Consider the following 20,070-nt stretch of genomic DNA (forward strand, 5'->3'; position numbering starts at 1 on the left):
TGAGGGCTTATCTGATCGGCCGCGGGGGCAGGGGAGGCGGCACCGGCCTTGGCGGCACCGGCGGGCGATATCCGCCGATCGAAACCACCGCGTTGCTTCGCGGGCGGCCGACCGGCACGGCGGGGTTCGACGAACTCACCAGCGTCGGCTGCGAGATCTCCAGTGCGTCGTGTTGTCCGAGGGCCAGTGCATAGGCGACCAGGTTGGCGAGCTGGGTCATGCCGCCTTCGGACCCTGACAACGGCTTGAGCATCGGCCGGGCGACGTACTCGTAAGGCTTGCCCTTGGCGGCCGTGCCCGACAAGGCCTGCCTGCCATCGGCGCGGGCCGAGTGGTAGGCGTTCAGCACCACGTCTCTGGCGACGTCGACCATGCGCGCCGCGATCTGGTCGGAGTCCTTGTGCATCAGCTCCGCGACGCGCTCGGCGCGCATCTGCATGCCTTCCACGAAGGTCGTGATCTTGATCAGCTGCTGGCGCAAGTCCGAAGCGGAGATGCGCACTTTAGCCGCAACGCCTGGGTACAGCACCGCGTCGTTGAGGTCGGTGATCTGGTCCGGCATGGAGTTGATCAGGTTGGCGATGTGCTTGTACTGCTTCATCGCAGCTTCGGCGGCCTCCATGGCCTCGCGGTCGTCGCGGAAGAGCGCGGCGGTTTCCTGGTTGCCGCGGTTGGTGAGCACGGTGTCGGCTTCGCTGATGCTCTTGCCGTGCAGATAGCCGTCGATCCCGCCTTCGACGCCGCTGACCGCGGAGACGCCAGCGCCGACGCTCTTGGTCACCAGCGTCTTGAGGACCGAAGCGCCAGGAATCGGAATCTTGCCCAATCCGGCCCGGGCCAGGGCCGCCACGCCCTTGACCACCAGCCGCTGCACGTCGGCGGTGTTGCCGCAGTACTCGCTGAGCAGCACGGTCAGCTTTTTCTTGTACGGGACGCTGAAGCTCTCGTTGGACTTGGCGCGGAACGAATCCCAGGTGCGCTCGACCATGTCGGATTTCTGGGCGAAGGCCGCGCTCACCACGCCCCAGTCCTTGGTGCGCATGCGGTCTAACAGGACACGGGCGCCAGCCGCCATTTCTTTTTCGTAGTACTGGGACAGGTTCTTGCCCACTTCATCGAACGCGGTCTGTGGAATGTCGAGCATCAAAAAGTTCCAAGGGTCTGGGGGATGGTCGATGCTAGGTGGGATGCGTGGGGATCGCATGAGACGAAAGTCCCATGTTCATGTGGGTTGTTGTGCTGGAACGTCGGGTATCTTCAATTCACACAATGTGCATTATGTTAAATAAAGTGGACGAGCGGTTTCCCGCTTCTGGCAGGTTCAGCCTGCCCTGACCCGAAGTCCCGAATCCTGATCCCATTGCTTGTCCTGCTCTGAGCCCTCTGCGCCATCCACCTGCCTGCGCAGCGCCGCCTCCAGCGACGCGGCAACCGCGCTCCAGTCGTAGAAAACATGCACTTTCCGCGCATGGTTCCATTGACCGCCGAACGCCTTGAACACGGTGGCGAACTGAAAGCATCCGCCCTTGATCGCCGGCATCGGTGGGCCGTTGGCGAACGAAACCTCGAGGACCTTGCAGCCTTCCAGACTCGAGGCGAGTTCTTCCGCGCGCGCTTGTGCGGGGAAAGAAAGTACGGTGGGCATCGAAAGACTCTACCGAAAATCCAGTGAAGGGTGAAACCTTTTTTCTACGCTTGCCGAGCGTACGCTCCATTTACCCGTGCACGCCTTCGATCGAGCGCGCATACATCACGATCTCTGCCGGCGTCATTGCATCTTCCAGCGCGGCCAGTTCAAGCCGTTCGAAGTCGTGCGAGATCCATTCGAACATGTGCGACAGCGGCATGTTTGTGATGTCTTCCCCGTCGCTCCACGGTTGCAGGCGCTTGTTGGCGCTGCCAAGCAGCATGCGCAGGTACAGCGCGCGCGCCAGGCGTATGGCGGCCACCTTGTCCTTGTTGTCGAGCGTCTGCTGGAACTCGTCCAGGCGCTGTTCGCAGGCCGCCAGTCGTTCCTGCGCCGTCACCAACCCGTGGCTGCAGATATCGGACGCCTGACAACGCAGGTCCTGAATGCGATGGAACTCGCACAACACACGGGCATATGCCAGTTGCTGAAGAAGTTGTAGCGCGCGATTCAGAAAGCCTTGCATGAGTGCCATCTGAATTTCTGCCGCCTCTGCCATGCGTAGGACGGCGCGCAAAAAAAGCGCGCGGCGGCACCGCCATCTATGGCGCACGCCAGGCGACTAGCCCCGCAAACATTGTCAACGAGATGTCACCTAGCAATCGCAATATCGGTGGCATTCCTTGTGTTTGTGGCAATTTATGCAAACAACAGTTTCACGCCCAAGCACGAGCAAACGCACTTCAGGTCGCGGACGAATTTCAACTTTTTGAGGGAACGACATGATCAGAGGAACGACCGCAAGCGGCGGGCTTGCGGCTTTGGGGGCCGCCACCGTCTTTTTGCTCTCCGGCTGCGGCGGGGGCGGCGCGAGCAGTGGGAGCGCATTCATTCCGCCGGTCTCCGGCAGCACGCCGGCTCCCTCGGCCAACCAGGGCAAGAGCGGCCCGAAGGCGCTGGTGGTGGAGATCGACGGCCTCACGCATGCGGCGCTGCGCGATGCAGTCGCACAGGGCAAGGTGCCCGCGCTGCAGTCGCTTCGCATCCCTCCCGCATGGACCGGCGGCATGGTGGGCACGCTCAGCGAGCAACCCACCTTTGACAGCCAGGGGTGGGCCACGCTGCTGACGGGCACCTGGGCCAATCGCCACGGCGTGCGCGGCAACGGCGCCGCCCAGCGCATCGACGCCAAGCTCGCGCCTTCGATCTTCGCCGTCGCCAAGCAGAACGCCTCGGCTGGCTACAAGACCGGCGCGGTCACCGCGAATGCGCTCTACCCTGCTCTGCTGGGCAACGAGCCCGGCGCAATCGACGCCGCCGTCGACTGCGCGGGCGCCGATGCCTGCGTGACGGAGCGCACCTCTCAACTCATCGACGCCGGCTACGACCTGCTGGTGGCGCAATACGGCGCGCCAGCCGCCGTGGTTGCAAACAGCGGCCTGAAGGGCGCGGACTATCAACGCGCCATCTCCGACACCTCCGCCGCCGTCGGCAAGCTGCTCGCGCGCATCTCTCAACGCACCGCGAACGACTCCAAGGAAGACTGGCTGGTGATCCTCACCACGGGCCACGGGCTCGATGCGTTCGGCACCAGCGCCGGTCTGCAGGGCATTGCCGACAAGACCGTGTTCATTGCCAGCAACAAGACCCTCCCGGCGTTGCCCGCGGTCGACACGGCCGCGCCCACCGACGGCACATTGCTGCGCCTGGCCGCCGCCACCGACATCGCACCGACCGTGCTGCGCCACCTGGGCGTGACGCCGGCACCGGCGAACTACGCGTGGAGCGGCATTGCGCTGCAAGGCGCCACGAGCATCCGCGAGCTTTCCGCCGGCATCGGTGCCGACAGGGACAGCGTCGAGCTCTCCTGGAAGCTCGCCGGCACCACCAATGTGCCGGTGCAGATCCTGCGCGACGGCAAGCCGGTCGCCACCCTGCCGGCGGCCAGCACGACGTTCACCGACACCCTCCAAGGCGTGAAGGACAGCAACTTCAGCTATCTCTACACGGTGGTCGCGGGCGACACCTCGCTCGCCATCACCGCCGTCAAGCCTGTGCCGCTGCCGCCGTCGCTGCTCAACGGCCTGGTCAATTACTACCCGCTCGACGCGCTGCCCGCCCTGGACGTCAAGACCGGCGCATCGACGCTCGCGCCCTGGGCCGTGGACGCCGCCGCGGGGTCGCTGGTGGACGACGACGGCTTCAAGCCCAGCTTCAAGGCCAAGGCACTGCGCGTGGACAACCGCATCGTGAATGCGGCCGGCATGTCGGGCTATCGACTGATGCAGACCAACGACGTGACGACGGATCCCGCGGTCACCGCTTTCACCATCGGCTTCTGGATGCGCACCGACGCCACCTGCAGCCAGGGGGTGGGCTACGGCGCATCGGTCATCGCCAACAAGAACTACGACAGCGGCAGCAACGAGGGCATCGCCATCGGCATGTTCGGCAACTGCGAGCTGCGGTTCAACACAGGCCTGGGCGGCTCGCGCGGAGAAATCAGCGGCGCCCATTTCCTGAGCGCCGGCCAATGGGCCTACGTGGCGATGGTCATCGACAAGTCGGGACTCGCAATGAAGGGCTACGCCATCGATCCCGCGAAGGGCGTGCAGACCGGCGGCGTGGCGCTTTCGGCCGCGCTGGTCGCCAAGCTCGGCGGCCTCAAGAACGGCATTGGCCTGAACGAAGACGGCACCGGCCTCTATTACAAGCGCGCAGGCACCAGCGCACCGCGCGGCGCCATGGACTTCAACGACTTCGCGATCTGGAACCGCGCGCTCACCGCGGACGAGATCAAGAGCATCTACCAGGCCGCCCGTCCCCTGTCGACGCTGGCGCCCTGACCCATCCCGCCTCAATCACTCCACACACGACACAAGAGAGCATTCCCATGCAACTTCTTTCACTGGCTCCACGGCTGATCCCGGCGCTGGCCCTGGCCTGCGTGATTTCCGCCTGCGGTGGCGGCAACAACGGAGGCGGCGGCGGCGTGCCCATCGCCGTGACGCCCACGCCGCCGGCTGCGCAGCCTGACACCAGCGTCAAGCCCGAGATGCGCTGCGCGCCCTGACCCCCACGATGCCTCGGAACAAAACACCATGAAGAACTCACGCCGCAATTTCCTCAAGGGCACCGCCTCGTCGGGCCTCGCAGCCGTCGCGCTGACCGCCTTTCCGCCCAGCATTCGCCGAGCGCTGGCCATTCCGGCCAACAACAAGACCGGCACGATCATGGACGTCGAGCACGTCGTGATCCTGATGCAGGAGAACCGCTCGTTCGACCACTACTTCGGCACGCTGATGGGCGTGCGCGGTTTCGGCGACCGCTTCACCATTCCGCTGCCCAAGGGCATGAACGTCTGGCAACAGAGCGATGCCAACGGCAAGCCCGTGCTGCCTTACCACCTCGACCAGAGCAAGGGCAACGCGCAGCGCGTGAGCGGCACGCCGCACAGCTGGGGCGATGCGCAGAACGCCTGGGACGGCGGACGCATGTACCAGTGGCCGCGCTACAAGAACACCGCGTCGATGGGCTACTTCATGGAAGCCGAGCTCCCTTTCCAGTACGCGCTGGCCAACGCCTTCACGATCTGCGACGCCTATCACTGCGGCATGCACACGGGCACCAACTCGAACCGTCTTTTCCATTGGACCGGCACCAACGGCCCCTCCGGCCAGGTCGGCACCGGCCTTGCAGGCACGGCCTCGATCGACAACACCTGGGAGAACCTCAGGGAGCCGTGGGACCCGACGAGCAATCCCAATGTCGATTCCACCAAGTTCGGCTGCAACTGGAAGACCTATCCGGAGCGCCTGGAAGAAGCCAAGGTGAGCTGGATCGTCTACCAGAACCTGCCCGACAACTACACCGACAACCCGCTGCACGGCTTCCAGCAGTACCGCGTGGCCAACAAGCTCTCCGGCAAGAACGACATGCGCTATGACGGCGACGCCAGTCCGCCCGCTGGCCAGACCGTGCCTGCCTACGACCCCGCCAGCGACGACGCGGGCAACCCGCTCTACAAGGGTGTAGCCAACACCATGCCGGACGGCGGCTTCCTCGGCACCTTCAAGCAGGACGTGGCCAACGGCAAGCTGCGGCAGGTGTCGTGGATCGTCGCGCCTGCCACGTACTCCGAACACCCCGGCCCTTCGAGCCCTGTGCAGGGCGCCTGGTACATCCAGGAGGTGCTGGACGCGCTCACCGCATACCCCGACGTCTGGAGCAAGACGGTGTTCATCGTCAACTTCGACGAGAACGACGGCTACTTCGACCACACGCCCTCGCCGTCGGCACCTTCGCTGATCGACCCCACCAACCCCAAGGGCGCCGTCGCCGGCAAGACCACGCTGTCCGATGCCGACGTGGCCTTCGAGCGCCATACGTACCCGCTGGTCGGCAGCACCACCGTGCCTTCGGACGGCCGCGTCTACGGTCCGGGACCGCGCGTGCCGATGTATGTCATCTCGCCATGGAGCCGCGGCGGCTGGGTCAATTCGCAGGTGTTCGACCACACCTCGGTGCTGCGCTTCCTCGAGGCTCGCTTCGGAGTCAAGGAGATGAACATTTCGCCGTATCGCCGCGCGATCGCCGGCGATCTGACCAGCGCCTTCAACTTCGTCTCGCCCAACAACGATGCGCTGCCGGTGCTGGCCGGACGCAAGACCAAGGACCAGGCCAACCAGCTGCGTGCCGACCAGCAGGCCTTGCCGCAGATCGCCGTGCCGCTCGATCCGCAACTGCCCCGCCAGGCGACGGGCACGCGCCCCTCGCGCGCCCTGCCCTACGAGCTTCACACCAGCGCGCGCAGCGACGTCGTCAACGGCAAGCTGCAGCTGCTGTTCGCCAACACCGGCAAGGCGGCAGCCGTGTTCCATGTGTACGACAAGCTCAACCTCGGGTTGCTGCCGCGCCGCTACATGGTCGAAGCCGGCAAGACCCTCGACGACACCTGGAACCCGGTGGCCGACAACAGCGGCTTCTACGACCTCTGGGTGCTCGGCCCCAACGGCTACCACCGCCACTTCAAGGGCAACCTCAACACGCTGCGCGCGGGCGACGTGGCGGTGCCCGAGGTTCGCGTGTGCTACGACATCGCCAACGGCAACGTCTACCTGAAGATGCTCAACGGCGGCAAGAACGCCTGCAAGTTCACCATCCGTGCCAAGGCCTACCGCGACGACGGCCCGTGGACCGCCACGGTGAATGGCGGCACCGTCGCCGAGCAGCACTGGGATCTGTCGGGCAGCGGCTGCTGGTATGACTTCGCGGTGACGTGCGACGCCGATGCCAGCTACTACCGCCGCTTCGCGGGCCGCGTGGAAACCGGCAAGCACTCGGTGAGCGATCCTGCGATGGGCATGGCCGACCTCTGATGCCGGCGGCGGCTTCGCCCCGCGGGGCCGCCTGTCTTCCGATCGGCAGTGCACCGGTGGTAGGCACAATGGCGCCGCTCCTTCTTTTCACCACGGCGTTTCAATGCTTCAAGAAGAACGATTCCTGCGCATCCGCAGCCTGCTGGCCACTTTCTCCCGACTCAGCGTCGACCGCATCGTGCAGGATCTTGCGGTGTCTCGCGAGACCGTGCGCCGTGACCTGCTCGAGCTGGAGGGCCTGGGCGAACTGCGGCGCGTGCACGGTGGCGCCATAGCCACCGGCGTGGAGCCCGAGCCGCCCCTGGCCGTGCGGCTGGTGGCGCGGCAGCGCGAGAAGCGCGCCATCGCCAAGGCTGCGGTCACGCTGCTGGCGCCGGGGCAGACGGTGTTCCTCGACGCGGGCAGCACCATGTCGATACTGGCGGAAGAAATTGCCGCGCTGAGCGGCATGACGGTCATCACCAATTCGCTGAGCATCGCGCTCAAGCTCGAAGGCTCCAGCGAGGGCCGGCTGACCGGCAACAAGACCATCCTGCTGGGCGGAGAGATCGACGTGAAGACGCAGGCCACCTGCGGCGACATCACGGTGGAGGCCATCCGCCGCTACCGCGCCGACGTGGCGATGCTGTCGCCCGTGGCCCTGCACGCCAGGCACGGAGCCATGAGCTTCGAGCACCACGAGGCGGCGGTGGCCCGCGCCATGGCCGAACAGGCCCAGCAACTGGTGCTGCTGGCCGACCACGCCAAGATCGGCCAGGCCAGCCGCGTGACCTATGCGAGCACGGAAGACATCGACGCGATCGTCACCGACGCCAAGGCGCGCACGCTGCCCGCACTGGTGCCGTTGCGCAAAGCCTGCGAGCGGCTGCTGATCGCCTGAGCGCGAAAAAGCGGCGCTCTACGGAATGCTCCGCGCCACCACGCCAAGGTCGCGCCAGGCCTCCGGGTGGCAGCTGAACACCAGTATCTGGTGGCGCGTCGCCGCGTCGTACAGCACGCGCTTCATCTGCTTCAGGCGCTCTTCGTCGGTGTTGACCAGCGCGTCGTCGAGGATCAGCAGGGTCGGCTTGCGCGCTTCCTTCAGCAGGTCGGCATAGGCCAGCCGGGCGACCACACCCATCTGCTCGCGCGCGCCGACGCTCAGCTCTTCGAACTCGCCGCTCTGTGCGCCGCGCAGGCCCTGGCGGGTGATGCGGCCCGGCGAAAGGTCTTCGCCGACTTCCACCTGCGCCCCCGGAAACAGGATCTGCAGGTAGTGATCAAGGTGCTTCTGCAGCGGCGCCCGAAGACGGCGCGCCAGGGCCGATCGCTTTTCGCGCAGCAGCCTGAGCAGATGGTCGAGCGCCTTCGAGCGGCGCTCGAATTCCGCGCACCGGCGCGTGGCGTGTTCGAGTTCGCGCTGCTTCTCGGACGCGGCTTCTTCCAGGCCCGCCGCGCCCTTCACCTGAAGCTCCACCTCGAGGCGGGTGATGTCGTTCGCGCGCTGGCTGTGCGCAGCCTCGGCCTGCTTCACGCTGCGCTCCAGCCGCTCGACGTCCTGCGAAAGCACGGGCAGGTTGACGGTCTGCAGTTGCTGCGCAAGTTCGCCGACCTTGTCCTGGATGGCCAAATGCTGCGCCAGCGCGTCGGTCAGCGCCGCGCCGGCATCGGCCTTGCGGCCGGCGCGCTGCGGATCGCTCAAGGTGGCCTTCGCGGCGGCAAGCTCGGCCTCGGCGGCCTTGACTTGCTCACGCGCGTTGCCGGCCGCGACCTTGGCGTCGTTCAGCGCGGCGGAGGCATCCGACAGCGCGGCGCGGGCGGCGCCCTCCTCCGACTCTGCCTGTGCGATAGGGGTTGCCGGCGCATCGGTCGATGCCGGCATCGCCTGCAGCACCTCCCGGGCTTCCACGAGCCGTGCTTCGCGCAATGCGATGTCGGCGGCCAATGCGCTCAGGCCCTTGGGCGCCAACGCAGCCAACACAGCCACCGCCGCCGCGGCTTCGCTCTTGCGCGATGCCTGCAGCCGTTCACGCTCTTCGACGGCCGCGACGCTTTCGGCGCGCAAGGCCTGCAGCCGCTCGGCCAGTTCGTCACGCGCGCGATCGCGCTCGATGGCCAGTCCTTCCAGGTCGGCGCCGCCCGGCAGCACCGTGATGCGGCCGACACCCGCGATGTCGATGCCGGTGCGCGCGATCACGGTCTGGCGCGTCGACCCCGACACCGCCGCGCCCGCCACGCGCACATCGGCGCCGGGCAGCAGGTCGAATTCCAGTGCCGTAGCCACCGCATCCAGCTTGGCCTGCGCTGTGCGCAGCGTGTCCGCGCAGCGCTGCAGGCGCTTGAGTTCGCCATCCGGCACAGCGAGCGACTGCGCTTCGGCTTGCAGCCGCGTGACCTTGTCCTGCTCACCCTTCGCCTTCTCGTGGCTTTGCGTAAGGGCCGCAAGTTGTTCTGCCAGGCCGTCGACGGCTCTTTCCTGTGCGGTGCGTGCCGCCGCCTGGCGCGCAAGCCGCAGGGCTTCTCGTGCAGCCGAGTCGGCCTGCGCCGCCGCCGCGTGGCGCGGCTCCCAGGCCTGCAGTTCCTCCAGGGCCTTGGCGAGGCCTTCCCTCACCGTCTGCAGATTCTTTTCGCGCTGGACGACGGTCGATTCTTCCCGCTCCATTGCCTGCAGCTGGGTGCGCAAGGCGTTGACCTGCACCGTGGCCTGGCGCAGCGCGGCGTCCTGCGCGGCCTTGCGGTCCGCCAGCCCCTTGGCCTCGTCCAGGCGCTGCTGCGCACCGGCGAGTTGCTCGCGCAATGCGGCCCAGGGGCGCGCTGCCTCGTCGCGCTGATGGTCGCGGCGCAGGCTTGAAAGGCGGTCGACGCCCGATTGGTAGGCCTCGATGTCGACACGCAGCCGCTTCAGTTCGCCGTCGAGCTCATCCCTGAGCCTGATCGCATCCGCATACGCGCCACGCGGCGTGCCCGCGGCGGGCGTGAGCAGCTCGTTGCGCTCGCTTTCCACCGCCTTCAGCACCGCATCGCCATTGCTCGACGCCAGCTCGCCCAGCGATTCGCCCAGCGCATTGCGCAGATGGTCGCTCGCGAAGCCCACCGCGCTCGAGATGTCGTGCGACGTGCCCTGCCGGATCCACAGCAGCCCCGGAATGCCCATGTGCTCCGGCGTGCTCGCGCCCTTGCCCGGAAACTTGAACCCCAGCAGCGCCGCCAGATGGTCTTCGGCCACCGCGCCGTCCATCGCCTTGCCGTCGATGCTGAGTTCGCAGCGCTTCTTGCCGAGAAAGGCCTTGGTCAGCCGGCAGGGCTTGCCGTCGAGCTCGAAGTCGAGTTCGACCGTGGGCGTCGCCGAGCTTTCGCCCCATGGCCGCAGATGCTCCACCGCGCTGGAGCGGTGCCGCTCGAAGAACGCGGCGCGAATCGCTTCGGCCACAGTGGACTTGCCCGACTCGTTGGGCGCCGCGAACAGGTTCAGCCCGTCGGTGAGGCCATCGATTTCCAGCGGCGCCCGAAACAGCTTGAAGTTCTCGATGCGAAGGCGTTGCAGCTTCATGCTCATGCGGCGGCTCCCGCGCGCGGTGCCTGCGCGTCGAGGATGCGTGCCAGCGTCAGCAGCGCGTCGCGCGCCAGTTCGGCATCGGCGCCGTCCTGCTGCGAGCGCAGGTCTTGCAGGGCCTCGCCGACGAAACCGTCGGCATGCAGGGCCTGGATGTCTTCCTCGGTCGGTTCGAGGCGCAGCGCCTCGCCGTCCCACACCAGCGCGCGGGCCCGTGCGCGCGCCGCGTCGAGCGCGGCGCCGAGCCTGTTGTGGCCGCCGAGGTCGCAGCTGCCTTGCGCGCGCAGTTGAAGCACGTCGTTGGCGCCCACGAGGTTCAGCTTTTCCACCAGCTCGTCGATGTCGGAAGCCACGGACAGGCGCGGCTCCCATTGCTGCCATGCATATTGGCCGGTGCGCACCGGCTCGACCTGGGGCAACGCGCCGGCGCCGGCGAGGGTCACCAGCAGCGCCTGCCCGGAGTCGTTGGCGCGAAAGCGGTCGGTCTCGGGCGTGCCCGCGTACCAGGTCCGTTCGTCGGTCTGGCGCGTGCCGTGCCAGTCGCCCAGCGCGAGGTAGTCGAGCCGGGCCTGCGCCGCGCGGTCCGCCGCGATGGGGTTGGCCGAGTCGATGTCTTCCGAAAGAATGCCCTGCACGCAGCCGTGCGCCAGCCCGATGCGCGGCAGGCCTTCTTCTTCGACCGAGGCCGATCCGAACCAGTCGGTCAGGTCGCCATAGGTATGGCGCTGCGTGAGCGGTGCGGGCAGCAGCGTGAACTTGCCGGCCACGGTGCGCGGCACCGGCTCCAGGCAGCAGACCACGTTTGATGGCACCGCGCCGAGCCGGGCGGCACGGCTCCAGACCGATTCACCCAGGGCGGAGTCGTGGTTCCCGGGAATCAGCAGCCACGGCCCCGCAAAGCCCTGCATCGCGTTGAACATGCGGCGGATGGTCTTGTCGGAAACCGTCTGCAGGTCGAACACGTCGCCCGCCACCAGCACCGCATCGACGGCACGTTCGCTGGCAATGGCGGCCAGCCGCTCGACCACCTTGAAGCGGGCCTCGAACAGCGCCGCGGCGTCGTCGGGCTCGAACTGCGAGAACACGCGGCCGATCTGCCAGTCCGCGGTATGGAGCAAAGAAATCATGCGTGGCCCTCCCTTTGCCTCTCGCGTCTTCCGGTCGTCTCAAAAACAGCGAGCATCTTAGATGCCCGCGATACACGGCGACACGGGGGATGGGGCCTCCTGGCGAAGGCGCGCGCTTTCAGAAGGAGATGGTGGGCCTGTCGAACGGCCCCGCGCATTCATCGGCCAGCGCCACGGAACGCGCGACCTGCTCTGCGATCTGCTCGCGCAAGGGCTGCCAGCCGAGGCTGAACGGAACCAGCAAAAACCATTCAGCGGGAAGCAGCGCCAGCAACGTGCCGACGAGCAACCAGTACGTGAGTTCCATGTAGTACCCCCTAAACGAATGAGGGCGCGAGTCTGCGCCCTCCGGGGAACCGGGAACATCCCCAATCCGTGGGATAACTTTCGGTCGAAATGCCCTGGCCGCCTACCGCGCCGGCAGGTACTGCCGGGGGTCGACGGCCTTGCCGCGGTAGCGGATCTCGAAGTGCAGCTTGGGGTGGCCGGCATCGGCGGTGCCGATCTCGGCGATCTTCTGGCCCCGCTGCACGCGCTGGCCCTGCTTCACCAGCACCGAACGCACATTGGTGTAGACCGACATGTAGGAGCCGCCGTGGTCGACCATGAGCACGCTGCCGTAGCCGCGCAGTGTCTCGGTGACGGCCACCGAGCCGTTGCCGATGGACACCACCGGGTCGCCTGTGTTGCCGCCGATGTCGATGCCCTTGTTGCTGGAGCCGTTGAAGCCCGCCACGACCTGGCCCTGCGCGGGCCAGCCCCAGTCGCTGCGCCGGGCGGCTGGCGGAACGACGGGGTCGGGCTCGCGCGCGGCGGGACGCGGCGGCGGCCTCTGGCGGTCGGCACCGCCGGCCCTCGGCGGTGGCGGCGGCGCGGATGCATCCGGCGACGGCGCCGAGGCACCGCCCGGCGGTGCCACGCGCAGCACCTGCCCTGCTTCGAGGCGGTCGGGGTCCTGGAGATTGCTCCAGCGGGCGATGTCGCCGGGCGAGCGGCCGATCCTGGAGGCGATGCGGTAGAGCGTGTCGCCGGGCTGGACCACATATTCGCCGAGGCCCGCCACCGGGGCTTTCGTCGTGGAGCATGCCGCCAGCGTCAACGCCGCGATCAGCGCGATGACCGCGCACCAGTTCCTGCCTGTCACAACCACTAGCCGTTCCTTTTTTCCTGAAGACGTTCGAGCCTACCAGCAGTGGCTGAAGGCCCGTCGCGCCCGGGGCCGGACGGTGGCGGCTGCGCACTGTCAGTTCATGCTGCGCCTGGCGATGCACATCAGGGACAGCGCGCTGTCGGGCGCGCGCGGGTCGCGGCCCGACAGCCGGTTGCCCATGCGGTATTTCCATTGCGCCGGGCCGACCTCGCCTTCCAGGGCCTGGGCGCCGATCTGGTGGTTGTGGGGATGGATGCGGACCTCGAACCCCAGCGGCTCCAGCGTTCGCCTGAACAGTTCGTGCGTCACGCCGTCCCCGGGGCGGTGGTGCAGTTCGGTCCGCAGCCCGCAGGACTGCTGGCTGCCGGTCTTGTGAAACCCGTGCCGCGTCACGCGGTAGATCCACAGGCGCGCGTCCCACATCCATTTCGCCAGGCCCTTGTAATCCCATGCGGTCAATTGCGGGTCGTGGTCGGTAATGAGCAGGCCATTGGGTTTCACCAGCCGCGCGCCTTCGCTCAATACCGCCGTCATGTCGTCGCAATGGTGCAGCGAAGCATTGATGGCCACGATGTCCGCCACGCGCGAACGGAACGGCGTATGCGCCGCATCGGCCAGCACCGCCGTGTAACCAAGGCGCGAAGCCATTTCCAGCGAGCCGCCGGCCACGTCCACGCCGACCAGCATCCTGGGCTTGCCGCCGAGCGTGGCAAAGACATTGCCGGGGCCGCAACCGAGGTCGATGACCACCTTGTCCGTCCAGTCGCCGCCCGCTGCGAGCCACCGGCTCCTGAAATGCGCATCGCGATGGCAGAAGTCCAGATATTCCCTGGCCCAGGCCTCATTGCCGAAATAAATGGCATTGGCAGTCAATCCAGGCGAATTGTTCGGAATAACCGACTCGTAATAGAGACCGCGGCGCTGGAGAACTACATCGGGTAATAAGATGTCGTTGAGCATTGGAGGCTTTCAAATATTGCTTCCGCGCATGTGCGTATGCCCCATTGAGTTTTGTTCGTTTTTCTGTGTTGTACAGCGGTTTTTTATTCGGTTACACGCTCCACCAATTAATAACAGCCTGTTTTTAGGGCCGGGTTTCATTTTGCGAGCGTGCGTGCGGTGCGTTTTCCGCATCTCTCCCTCTGTGGGCGGTGCCTTGCGCTGGTCTCCCTGACACCCCCGCTGCTGCGGCCGATCCGGCGCCCTCTCCCTCTCGGCATCCCCATGAGTACCCCGCTTCGGAGCGCGCCTGCCGGCGCCCGGAGGGGCGCCCCATCACCTGCTTTTGCCCTAAACGGCGCATCAGTTACCCAAGACTGGACAGTTGCGGTAGTACGTTTCAGAAATAACTATGTCAATATGTAACGTAGATCGAAAGTACCCACATCGGCTTGGGGAAACACCCTAGGATCGAGACACGAAAAAACACAGGGTGCAAATTCAAAGCCTCAATTGAGTCACTGGCCATTCGGCCTATTCAATTGGTTCCATCGTATTTCTTTTCGGGTAATTACATGGAAATTCAATCTGTTTCGACGTCACGGCACAGCGCTCCAGACACGCTTCTGGAAGATCTGTTCGTGCCGCGGGCGAACCCGGAAACGCCGGGCGGGCGGCACGCCGTCTCCCTGCCCCTCGCACCCGACTTCCTGCAACGCCGGGCACAAGCGTCCGCAACCGGTGGCCAGTTGCCCGACACCCTGTTTGCCGGCGCGTGGCTGCTGCTGCAGTCGCGGTGGCTCGGCGTGCTCTGGCCGGTGCTGCATGAACTGGCAGGCGCCAAGGCGTTGCACACGTCCACGACCGTGGCCTTCGACGCCATCTGCCCCGCGGGCACCTGGATCGCGGAACTCGATGCCGCCCGTCGCGCGGCGAGCCCTGCGGCCACCGGCGCGCAGCCGCCCGTCTCGCTGTGGCTGCGCGATGCCGCCGACACGGCCGAACCCGACGCCCGCCTGCGCCTCTGGCTGGACGAAGCCTCCGGCTCCCTGCATATGGATGTGGCGGCAGCCTTGATGGACATGGCCTGCGCCGAGCGCCTGCTGGCCGCTCTCGCCGACACCGCCGCCGACCTGCTGGCCCGCCCCGATGCCGCGCTGGACGACATCCGCACCCTGCCCGTCGCCGACAGCCACGACCAGCTCGTCCGCTGGAACACGCCCCCGTCGGCGCTCGACCGCACGCTCACCGTCACAGGCATGTTCCGCCGCCAGGCCGCCGCCGCCCCCGTGGCCATCGCCCTCGCCGAAGGCGACGTGCAGATGAGCTACGCCGAACTCGACCGCCGCTCCGACCAGCTCGCGCGCCGCCTGCAGCAGCTGGGCGTGCGAAGCGGCGACGGCGTCGGCCTGCTGCTCGACCGCTCGCTGGGCGCCGTCGTGGCGCTGATCGGCATCCTGAAGGCGGGCGGCGCCTACGTTCCCGTGCCGACCGACTTTCCGCCCGAGCGGATCGCCTACATGTTCGCGGAGGCGCAGGCCCGCCACGTGATCACGGCGCAAGCCTTTCGCCACCTCGTGCCGGCCGAACAACGCGTTCTGCTGCTCGACGATGCCTTGGACAATGAAGATCGCAGTTCATGGAATGAGCCGGCCATCGACGGCGAGTCGGTTGCCTACGTCATGTACACCTCGGGCTCGACCGGCACGCCCAAGGGCATCGAGATCTGCCACCGCTCGATCCTGCGGCTGGTGGTCGGCGTGGACTATGTCGAGCTCGTGCCCGGCCGCGCCATGCTGCATGCCGCGCCGCTGGGCTTCGATGCGGCCACGCTCGAAATCTGGGGTCCGCTGCTCAACGGCGGCTGCTGCGTGGTGCACGACGAGCGCGTGCCCACCGGCGCCGGCCTGGCCCGCACCATCGCGCGCCACGACGTGCATACAGCCTGGCTCACAGCCGCACTGTTCAACGCGGTGATCGACGACGACCCGGCCCATCTCGCGGGCCTGCGCCACCTGTTCACCGGCGGCGAGGCGCTCTCGGTGCCCCATGTGCGGCGCGCGCTCGCCGCCCTGCCCGGCCTGGCCCTGAGCAACGGCTACGGCCCGACCGAGTGCACCACCTTCGCGACCACCCACCGCATCGCGCCGACGCTGCCCGCCGACACCCGCTCCGTGCCGCTCGGGCGCCCGATCAAGGACACCGTGCTGCGCGTGCTGAGCCCCTCGATGGCGCTGTTGCCCTCCGGCCTGGTCGGGGAGCTGTGCATCGGCGGCCACGGGCTGGCGCGCGGCTACTTGCGCCAGCCCGAACTCAGCGCCGACCGCTTCGTGGCCGATCCCTTCGGCGGTCCGGCCGACCGGCTCTACCGCACCGGCGACCTCGCGCGCTGGCTGCCCGACGGCACCATCGAGTTCATCGGCCGCCGCGACGGCCAGGTCAAGATCCACGGCCACCGCATCGAGACCGGCGAGATCGAAGCCGCCGTACTCGCCCACCCCGGGGTGCAGTCTTGCGCCGTGGTCGCCCGGCCCGATGCCGATGGCCAACTGCGCCTGGTGGCGTACCTCGTGGCCCGGGGCCCGAAGCTGTCGTGGCAGGCGCTGCGCACGCACCTCGCGGCCCGCCTGCCGGCGGCGCTGGTGCCTTCGGCGCAGGTCTGGCTCGATCAATTGCCCGTCACGCCCAACGGCAAGCTCGACCGCCGCGCGCTGCCCGAGCCCGCCGCCGGCCGCCCCGAGCTTTCGCAGCCCTACGAGGAGCCGCACGACGCCATCGAGCAGCAGGTGTGCGAAGCCTTCGCGCGCGCGCTGCGCATCGACAAGGTCGGGCGCAACGACAACTTCTTCGACCTCGGCGGCGATTCGCTGCTGGTGCTGCAGGTGCTGGGCGAGCTGAAGCGCGATACCGCGCTGCCGCTGTCGACCAACCTGTTCTTCCGCGACCCGACGCCGAAGGCAATGGCCGCACGGCTGCGTCCCCCGGCGGAGGCACCCGTGCAGGCGGCATCGCAGCCGTCCGCCCCGCGCGCCGCCGCGCCGGCTTCCGACGCGGTCGCGCTCATCGCCACCGCGGGCCGCTTCCCCGGTGCCGCCGACGTGGAGCAGTTCTGGGACAACCTCGTTGCCGGCCGCGACACCATCACCTTCTTCGACGACGCCACGCTCGACGCCAGCGTGAGCCAGGCGCTGCGCGGCGACCCGTCCTACGTTCGCGCACGCGGCGTGATCGACGGCATCGAGAACTTCGACGCCGCCTTCTTCGGCATCGGCCCCAAGGAAGCGCAGCTCATGGACCCGCAGCAGCGGGTGTTCCTCGAGATCTGCTGGGAATGCCTGGAGCGCGCCGGCTACGTGCCCGACGCCGCGCCCGGCCCGGTCGGCGTGTATGCCGGCATGTACAACGCCACCTACTTCCAGCGCCACGTGAGCACTCGGCCCGACCTGGTGGAACCGGTCGGCGAATTCCAGGTGATGCTGGCCAACGAGAAGGACTACATCACCACGCGGGTGGCGAACCGGCTCAACCTCACCGGCCCGGCCGTCAGCGTGCACACCGCCTGCTCGACCTCGCTGGTGGCCGTGGCCCACGCCTTCCACGCGCTGCGCACCGGCCAGTGCTACATGGCGCTGGCGGGCGGCGCATCGGTCACCTGCCCGCCGCGCAGCGGCTACCTCTACAACGAGGGCTCGATGCTCTCGCCCGACGGCCACACGCGCAGCTTCGACGCGAAGGCCCAGGGCACCGTCTTCAGCGACGGCGCGGCCGTGGTGCTGCTCAAGCGGCTGGCCGACGCGCAGGCCGACGGCGACACCATCTACGCCGTGCTACGCAGCGCCAGCGTGAACAACGACGGCGGCGCCAAGGCCAGCTTCACCGCGCCCAGCGTGGACGGCCAGGCGGCGGTGATCCGCGCCGCGCTGGCGGCGGCCGAGGTCGATGCGCGCAGCATTTCCTACGTGGAGGCGCACGGCACCGCCACGCCGATGGGCGACCCCATCGAGGTCGAGGCGCTGGCCGTGGCCTACGCCGAGTACACCGACGCGCTCGGCTACTGCACGCTGGGCTCGCTCAAGAGCAACGTGGGCCACATGGTCACGGCCGCCGGCGCGGCGGGGCTCATCAAGACGGCGCTGGCGCTGCACCACGGGCAGATCCCGCCGACGGTGCACTTCGAGACGCCCAACCCGGCGATCGACTTCGCACGCACGCCCTTCCACGTGAACGCCAGCCTGCAGCCGTGGCCGCGCGGCGACCTGCCGCGCCGCGCGGGCGTGAGCTCCTTCGGCGTGGGCGGCACCAATGCGCACGTCATCGTCGAGGAAGCGCCGCCGCGGCCGGCATCGCCCATCGCCACCGGCGAACAGGTGCTGCCGCTGTCGGCACGCTCGGAGGCTGCGCTGGCCGTTGCCGCCGAGCAGCTCGCGGCGCACCTGCAGGCGCATGCGGAACAGCCGCTGGCCGACGTGGCCCACACGCTGGCGGTCGGTCGCAAGGCCCACGCCTTCCGCCGCGTGGTGGTGGCGGCCGACACGGTGCAGGCCATCGAGGCGCTGCGTGCCGCCGATTCGCCCTGGCGCGCCAGCGGCCGGCTTGCCTCGCGCGCGCCGCAGCCGGTGCTGATGTTCCCGGGCCAGGGGGCGCAGTACGCCGGCATGGGCAGGGTGCTGCACGCGGCCGACCCGGTGTTCGCCGCCGCCTTCGACGATTGCATCGATGCCATGGCCGGCACCACCGGCTTCGACCTGCGCGAGCGCATGTTCTCGGACGACCCGAAGGCCCTGTCGCCCACCGCCGTCACCCAGCCCGCGCTCTTCACCATCGAATACGCCCTCGCGCGGCGGCTGCTGGCCACCGGCGTGCGGCCCCATGCGCTGATGGGCCACAGCGTGGGCGAGTTCGTCGCCGCGGTGCTCGCGGGCGTCATGCGGCTCGAAGATGCGGCCCGGCTCGTCGCCCGGCGCGGCGCGCTCATGCAGGCGCTGCCGGCGGGCGCGATGCTGTCGGTGCGCATCGGCGCGGCCGAGCTGGAGCAAAGGCTGGGCGCCTCGCTCTCGCTCGTCGCCGAGAACGGCCCCACGGCCTGCGTCGCCGCCGGCTCCTTCGAGGCCATCGCCGCATTGCAGGCCACGCTGGAAGCCGAAGGCATCGCATGCCGCGCGCTGCAGACATCGCACGCCTTCCACTCCGCCATGATGGACGGCGCCGTCGCGCCCTTCGAGGCGCTGGTGGGCCAGGTGGCGCTGAATGCGCCGCAGACGCCGATCTTCTCGACCCTCACCGGCCGGCTGCTGGAGGCGCAAGAAGCCACCAGCCCCGCCTACTGGGCACGGCACCTGCGCGGCACCGTTCGCTTCTCGCCGGCCGTGCGCGCCGCGATGGAACACGCCGCGCAGCCGCTCTTCATCGAAGCCGGTCCGCGCAACACCCTCTCCACGCTGGTCCGCCAGCACGGCGCGAGCGCTGCCGTGCCGCTGCTGCACGGCGAGCCCGCCGACGAACACCGCACGCTGTGCCTGGCCGTCGGCCGGCTGTGGACCTGCGGCGCGGAAGTCGAGCTGTCGCGCCTGTCCAGCCGCACCGGCGCCCAGCGCGTGCGCCTGCCGACCAGCCCGTTCGAACGCAAGCGCTTCTGGGTCGACATCGCCGCCGCTCCCGAAACCGCCGGGGCCGCCGCGACCGCCGCGACCGCCGCGACCGCCGCGATCCCCGCCGCCCCTCTTTCAGTCTCGCCCGCCCCTTCCGCCACACCCACACCTTTGGAGCCGATCGTGACAGCTGCAGCGACCTCGCCTCTCCCTTCCTCCGCGTCCTTCCCTTCCGTCGATGCGCGCCTGCGCGCCTTGTTCGAGGACATCTCCGGCATCGACATGGCGCAGGCGGAAGGCCATGCGCCCTTCGGCGAGCTCGGCCTGGATTCGCTCACGCTGACGCAGGCGGCCACCCAGATCAAGAAGCACTTCAAGGTCAACCTGAGCTTCAGGCAGCTGATGGAGAACTACCGCTGCTTCGACGCGCTCTCCGCGTTCCTGCGCGAGAGCCTGCCGCCCGAAGCGGCGCCGGTCGTGGCGCCGGTTTTGGCGGCTGAAGCGCCCGTGGTGCCGCAGCCCGTTCAAGCCCTGGCGCCCGCACCGGTGGCGTACGCACCGATGCAAGGCAACGCGGCCTCCAGCCCGATCTCCCAGCTGATTGCGCAGCAAATGGAATTGATGCGCCAGCAGCTCGCCCTGCTGTCGGGCACCGCGCCCGCCGCGCCGGTCATGCCGCAGGCGGTGCAGGCGCCGGCCGTCGCTGCACCGGTCGCGGGGGGGGGGGGG

The 20,070-nt window shown here is 68.2% G+C and carries 13 protein-coding genes; 5 read left to right on the plus strand and 8 right to left on the minus strand.

Features of this window, described 5'->3' with window-relative positions:
* Positions 1–7: 7 nt before the first annotated feature.
* The 3 genes from AC1RVW_RS00600 to AC1RVW_RS00610 form a co-directional block, all read right to left on the minus strand.
* On the minus strand, positions 8–1,144 hold the full coding sequence (locus tag AC1RVW_RS00600) for a hypothetical protein (RefSeq protein WP_493197376.1): 1,137 nt from the start codon (positions 1,142–1,144) through the stop codon (positions 8–10).
* 177 nt (positions 1,145–1,321) lie between these two features.
* Positions 1,322–1,645 (minus strand): hypothetical protein, encoded by a 324-nt coding sequence (locus tag AC1RVW_RS00605; protein ID WP_081269536.1) that lies wholly within the window; start codon positions 1,643–1,645, stop codon positions 1,322–1,324.
* A gap of 70 nt (positions 1,646–1,715) precedes the next feature.
* Positions 1,716–2,162 carry a hypothetical protein gene (locus AC1RVW_RS00610; RefSeq protein WP_155742584.1) on the minus strand — a complete coding sequence of 149 codons (447 nt, stop codon included), beginning with the start codon at positions 2,160–2,162 and terminating at the stop codon, positions 1,716–1,718.
* Positions 2,163–2,409: 247 nt separating this feature from the next.
* Between AC1RVW_RS00610 and AC1RVW_RS00615 the strand changes: the two genes are divergently transcribed.
* The 4 genes from AC1RVW_RS00615 to AC1RVW_RS00630 all read left to right on the plus strand — a co-directional run bounded on the left by AC1RVW_RS00615 (position 2,410) and on the right by AC1RVW_RS00630 (position 7,885).
* Entirely contained in the window at positions 2,410–4,473 is a 2,064-nt protein-coding gene (locus AC1RVW_RS00615; RefSeq protein WP_493197378.1) for a LamG-like jellyroll fold domain-containing protein, read from the plus strand.
* Positions 4,474–4,520: 47 nt separating this feature from the next.
* A complete protein-coding gene (locus AC1RVW_RS00620; protein ID WP_493197380.1) occupies positions 4,521–4,700 on the plus strand; it encodes a hypothetical protein in 180 nt (59 codons plus the stop codon).
* A 28-nt stretch (positions 4,701–4,728) separates the two neighbouring features.
* Complete coding sequence (locus AC1RVW_RS00625) at positions 4,729–7,005, plus strand: phosphocholine-specific phospholipase C (protein WP_493197382.1); 2,277 nt, start codon at positions 4,729–4,731, stop codon at positions 7,003–7,005.
* A gap of 103 nt (positions 7,006–7,108) precedes the next feature.
* On the plus strand, positions 7,109–7,885 hold the full coding sequence (locus AC1RVW_RS00630; protein WP_081269541.1) for a DeoR/GlpR family DNA-binding transcription regulator: 777 nt from the start codon (positions 7,109–7,111) through the stop codon (positions 7,883–7,885).
* An 18-nt stretch (positions 7,886–7,903) separates the two neighbouring features.
* On the opposite strand, the gene AC1RVW_RS00635 is transcribed toward AC1RVW_RS00630, so the two are convergent.
* The 5 genes from AC1RVW_RS00635 to AC1RVW_RS00655 form a co-directional block, all read right to left on the minus strand.
* Complete coding sequence (locus tag AC1RVW_RS00635) at positions 7,904–10,540, minus strand: AAA family ATPase (protein WP_493197384.1); 2,637 nt, start codon at positions 10,538–10,540, stop codon at positions 7,904–7,906.
* On the minus strand, positions 10,537–11,664 hold the full coding sequence (locus tag AC1RVW_RS00640; protein ID WP_493197386.1) for a metallophosphoesterase family protein: 1,128 nt from the start codon (positions 11,662–11,664) through the stop codon (positions 10,537–10,539). The genes AC1RVW_RS00635 and AC1RVW_RS00640 overlap by 4 nt, the downstream gene beginning before the upstream one ends.
* A gap of 118 nt (positions 11,665–11,782) precedes the next feature.
* Entirely contained in the window at positions 11,783–11,971 is a 189-nt protein-coding gene (locus AC1RVW_RS00645) for a hypothetical protein (RefSeq protein WP_285410472.1), read from the minus strand.
* 102 nt (positions 11,972–12,073) lie between these two features.
* On the minus strand, positions 12,074–12,808 hold the full coding sequence (locus AC1RVW_RS00650; protein ID WP_493197388.1) for a peptidoglycan DD-metalloendopeptidase family protein: 735 nt from the start codon (positions 12,806–12,808) through the stop codon (positions 12,074–12,076).
* 99 nt (positions 12,809–12,907) lie between these two features.
* A complete protein-coding gene (locus AC1RVW_RS00655; RefSeq protein WP_081268286.1) occupies positions 12,908–13,774 on the minus strand; it encodes a class I SAM-dependent methyltransferase in 867 nt (288 codons plus the stop codon).
* A gap of 554 nt (positions 13,775–14,328) precedes the next feature.
* Here AC1RVW_RS00655 and AC1RVW_RS00660 point away from each other — a divergent pair.
* A partial coding sequence (locus AC1RVW_RS00660) for an amino acid adenylation domain-containing protein (protein ID WP_493197390.1) occupies positions 14,329–20,070 on the plus strand: 5,742 nt, incomplete at its 3' end.

The organism is Variovorax sp. MPBD4-3, from assembly GCF_058809745.1.

What these genes read in the sequence shown, in the direction of transcription:
- AC1RVW_RS00600 (WP_493197376.1), bottom strand. Translation starts at nt 1,144, where the DNA reads ATGCTCGACATTCCACAGACCGCGTTCGATGAAGTGGGCAAGAACCTG.
- AC1RVW_RS00605 (WP_081269536.1), bottom strand. Translation starts at nt 1,645, where the DNA reads ATGCCCACCGTACTTTCTTTCCCCGCACAAGCGCGCGCGGAAGAACTC.
- AC1RVW_RS00610 (WP_155742584.1), bottom strand. Translation starts at nt 2,162, where the DNA reads ATGGCACTCATGCAAGGCTTTCTGAATCGCGCGCTACAACTTCTTCAG.
- AC1RVW_RS00615 (WP_493197378.1), top strand. Translation starts at nt 2,410, where the DNA reads ATGATCAGAGGAACGACCGCAAGCGGCGGGCTTGCGGCTTTGGGGGCC.
- AC1RVW_RS00620 (WP_493197380.1), top strand. Translation starts at nt 4,521, where the DNA reads ATGCAACTTCTTTCACTGGCTCCACGGCTGATCCCGGCGCTGGCCCTG.
- AC1RVW_RS00625 (WP_493197382.1), top strand. Translation starts at nt 4,729, where the DNA reads ATGAAGAACTCACGCCGCAATTTCCTCAAGGGCACCGCCTCGTCGGGC.
- AC1RVW_RS00630 (WP_081269541.1), top strand. Translation starts at nt 7,109, where the DNA reads ATGCTTCAAGAAGAACGATTCCTGCGCATCCGCAGCCTGCTGGCCACT.
- AC1RVW_RS00635 (WP_493197384.1), bottom strand. Translation starts at nt 10,540, where the DNA reads ATGAGCATGAAGCTGCAACGCCTTCGCATCGAGAACTTCAAGCTGTTT.
- AC1RVW_RS00640 (WP_493197386.1), bottom strand. Translation starts at nt 11,664, where the DNA reads ATGATTTCTTTGCTCCATACCGCGGACTGGCAGATCGGCCGCGTGTTC.
- AC1RVW_RS00645 (WP_285410472.1), bottom strand. Translation starts at nt 11,971, where the DNA reads ATGGAACTCACGTACTGGTTGCTCGTCGGCACGTTGCTGGCGCTGCTT.
- AC1RVW_RS00655 (WP_081268286.1), bottom strand. Translation starts at nt 13,774, where the DNA reads ATGCTCAACGACATCTTATTACCCGATGTAGTTCTCCAGCGCCGCGGT.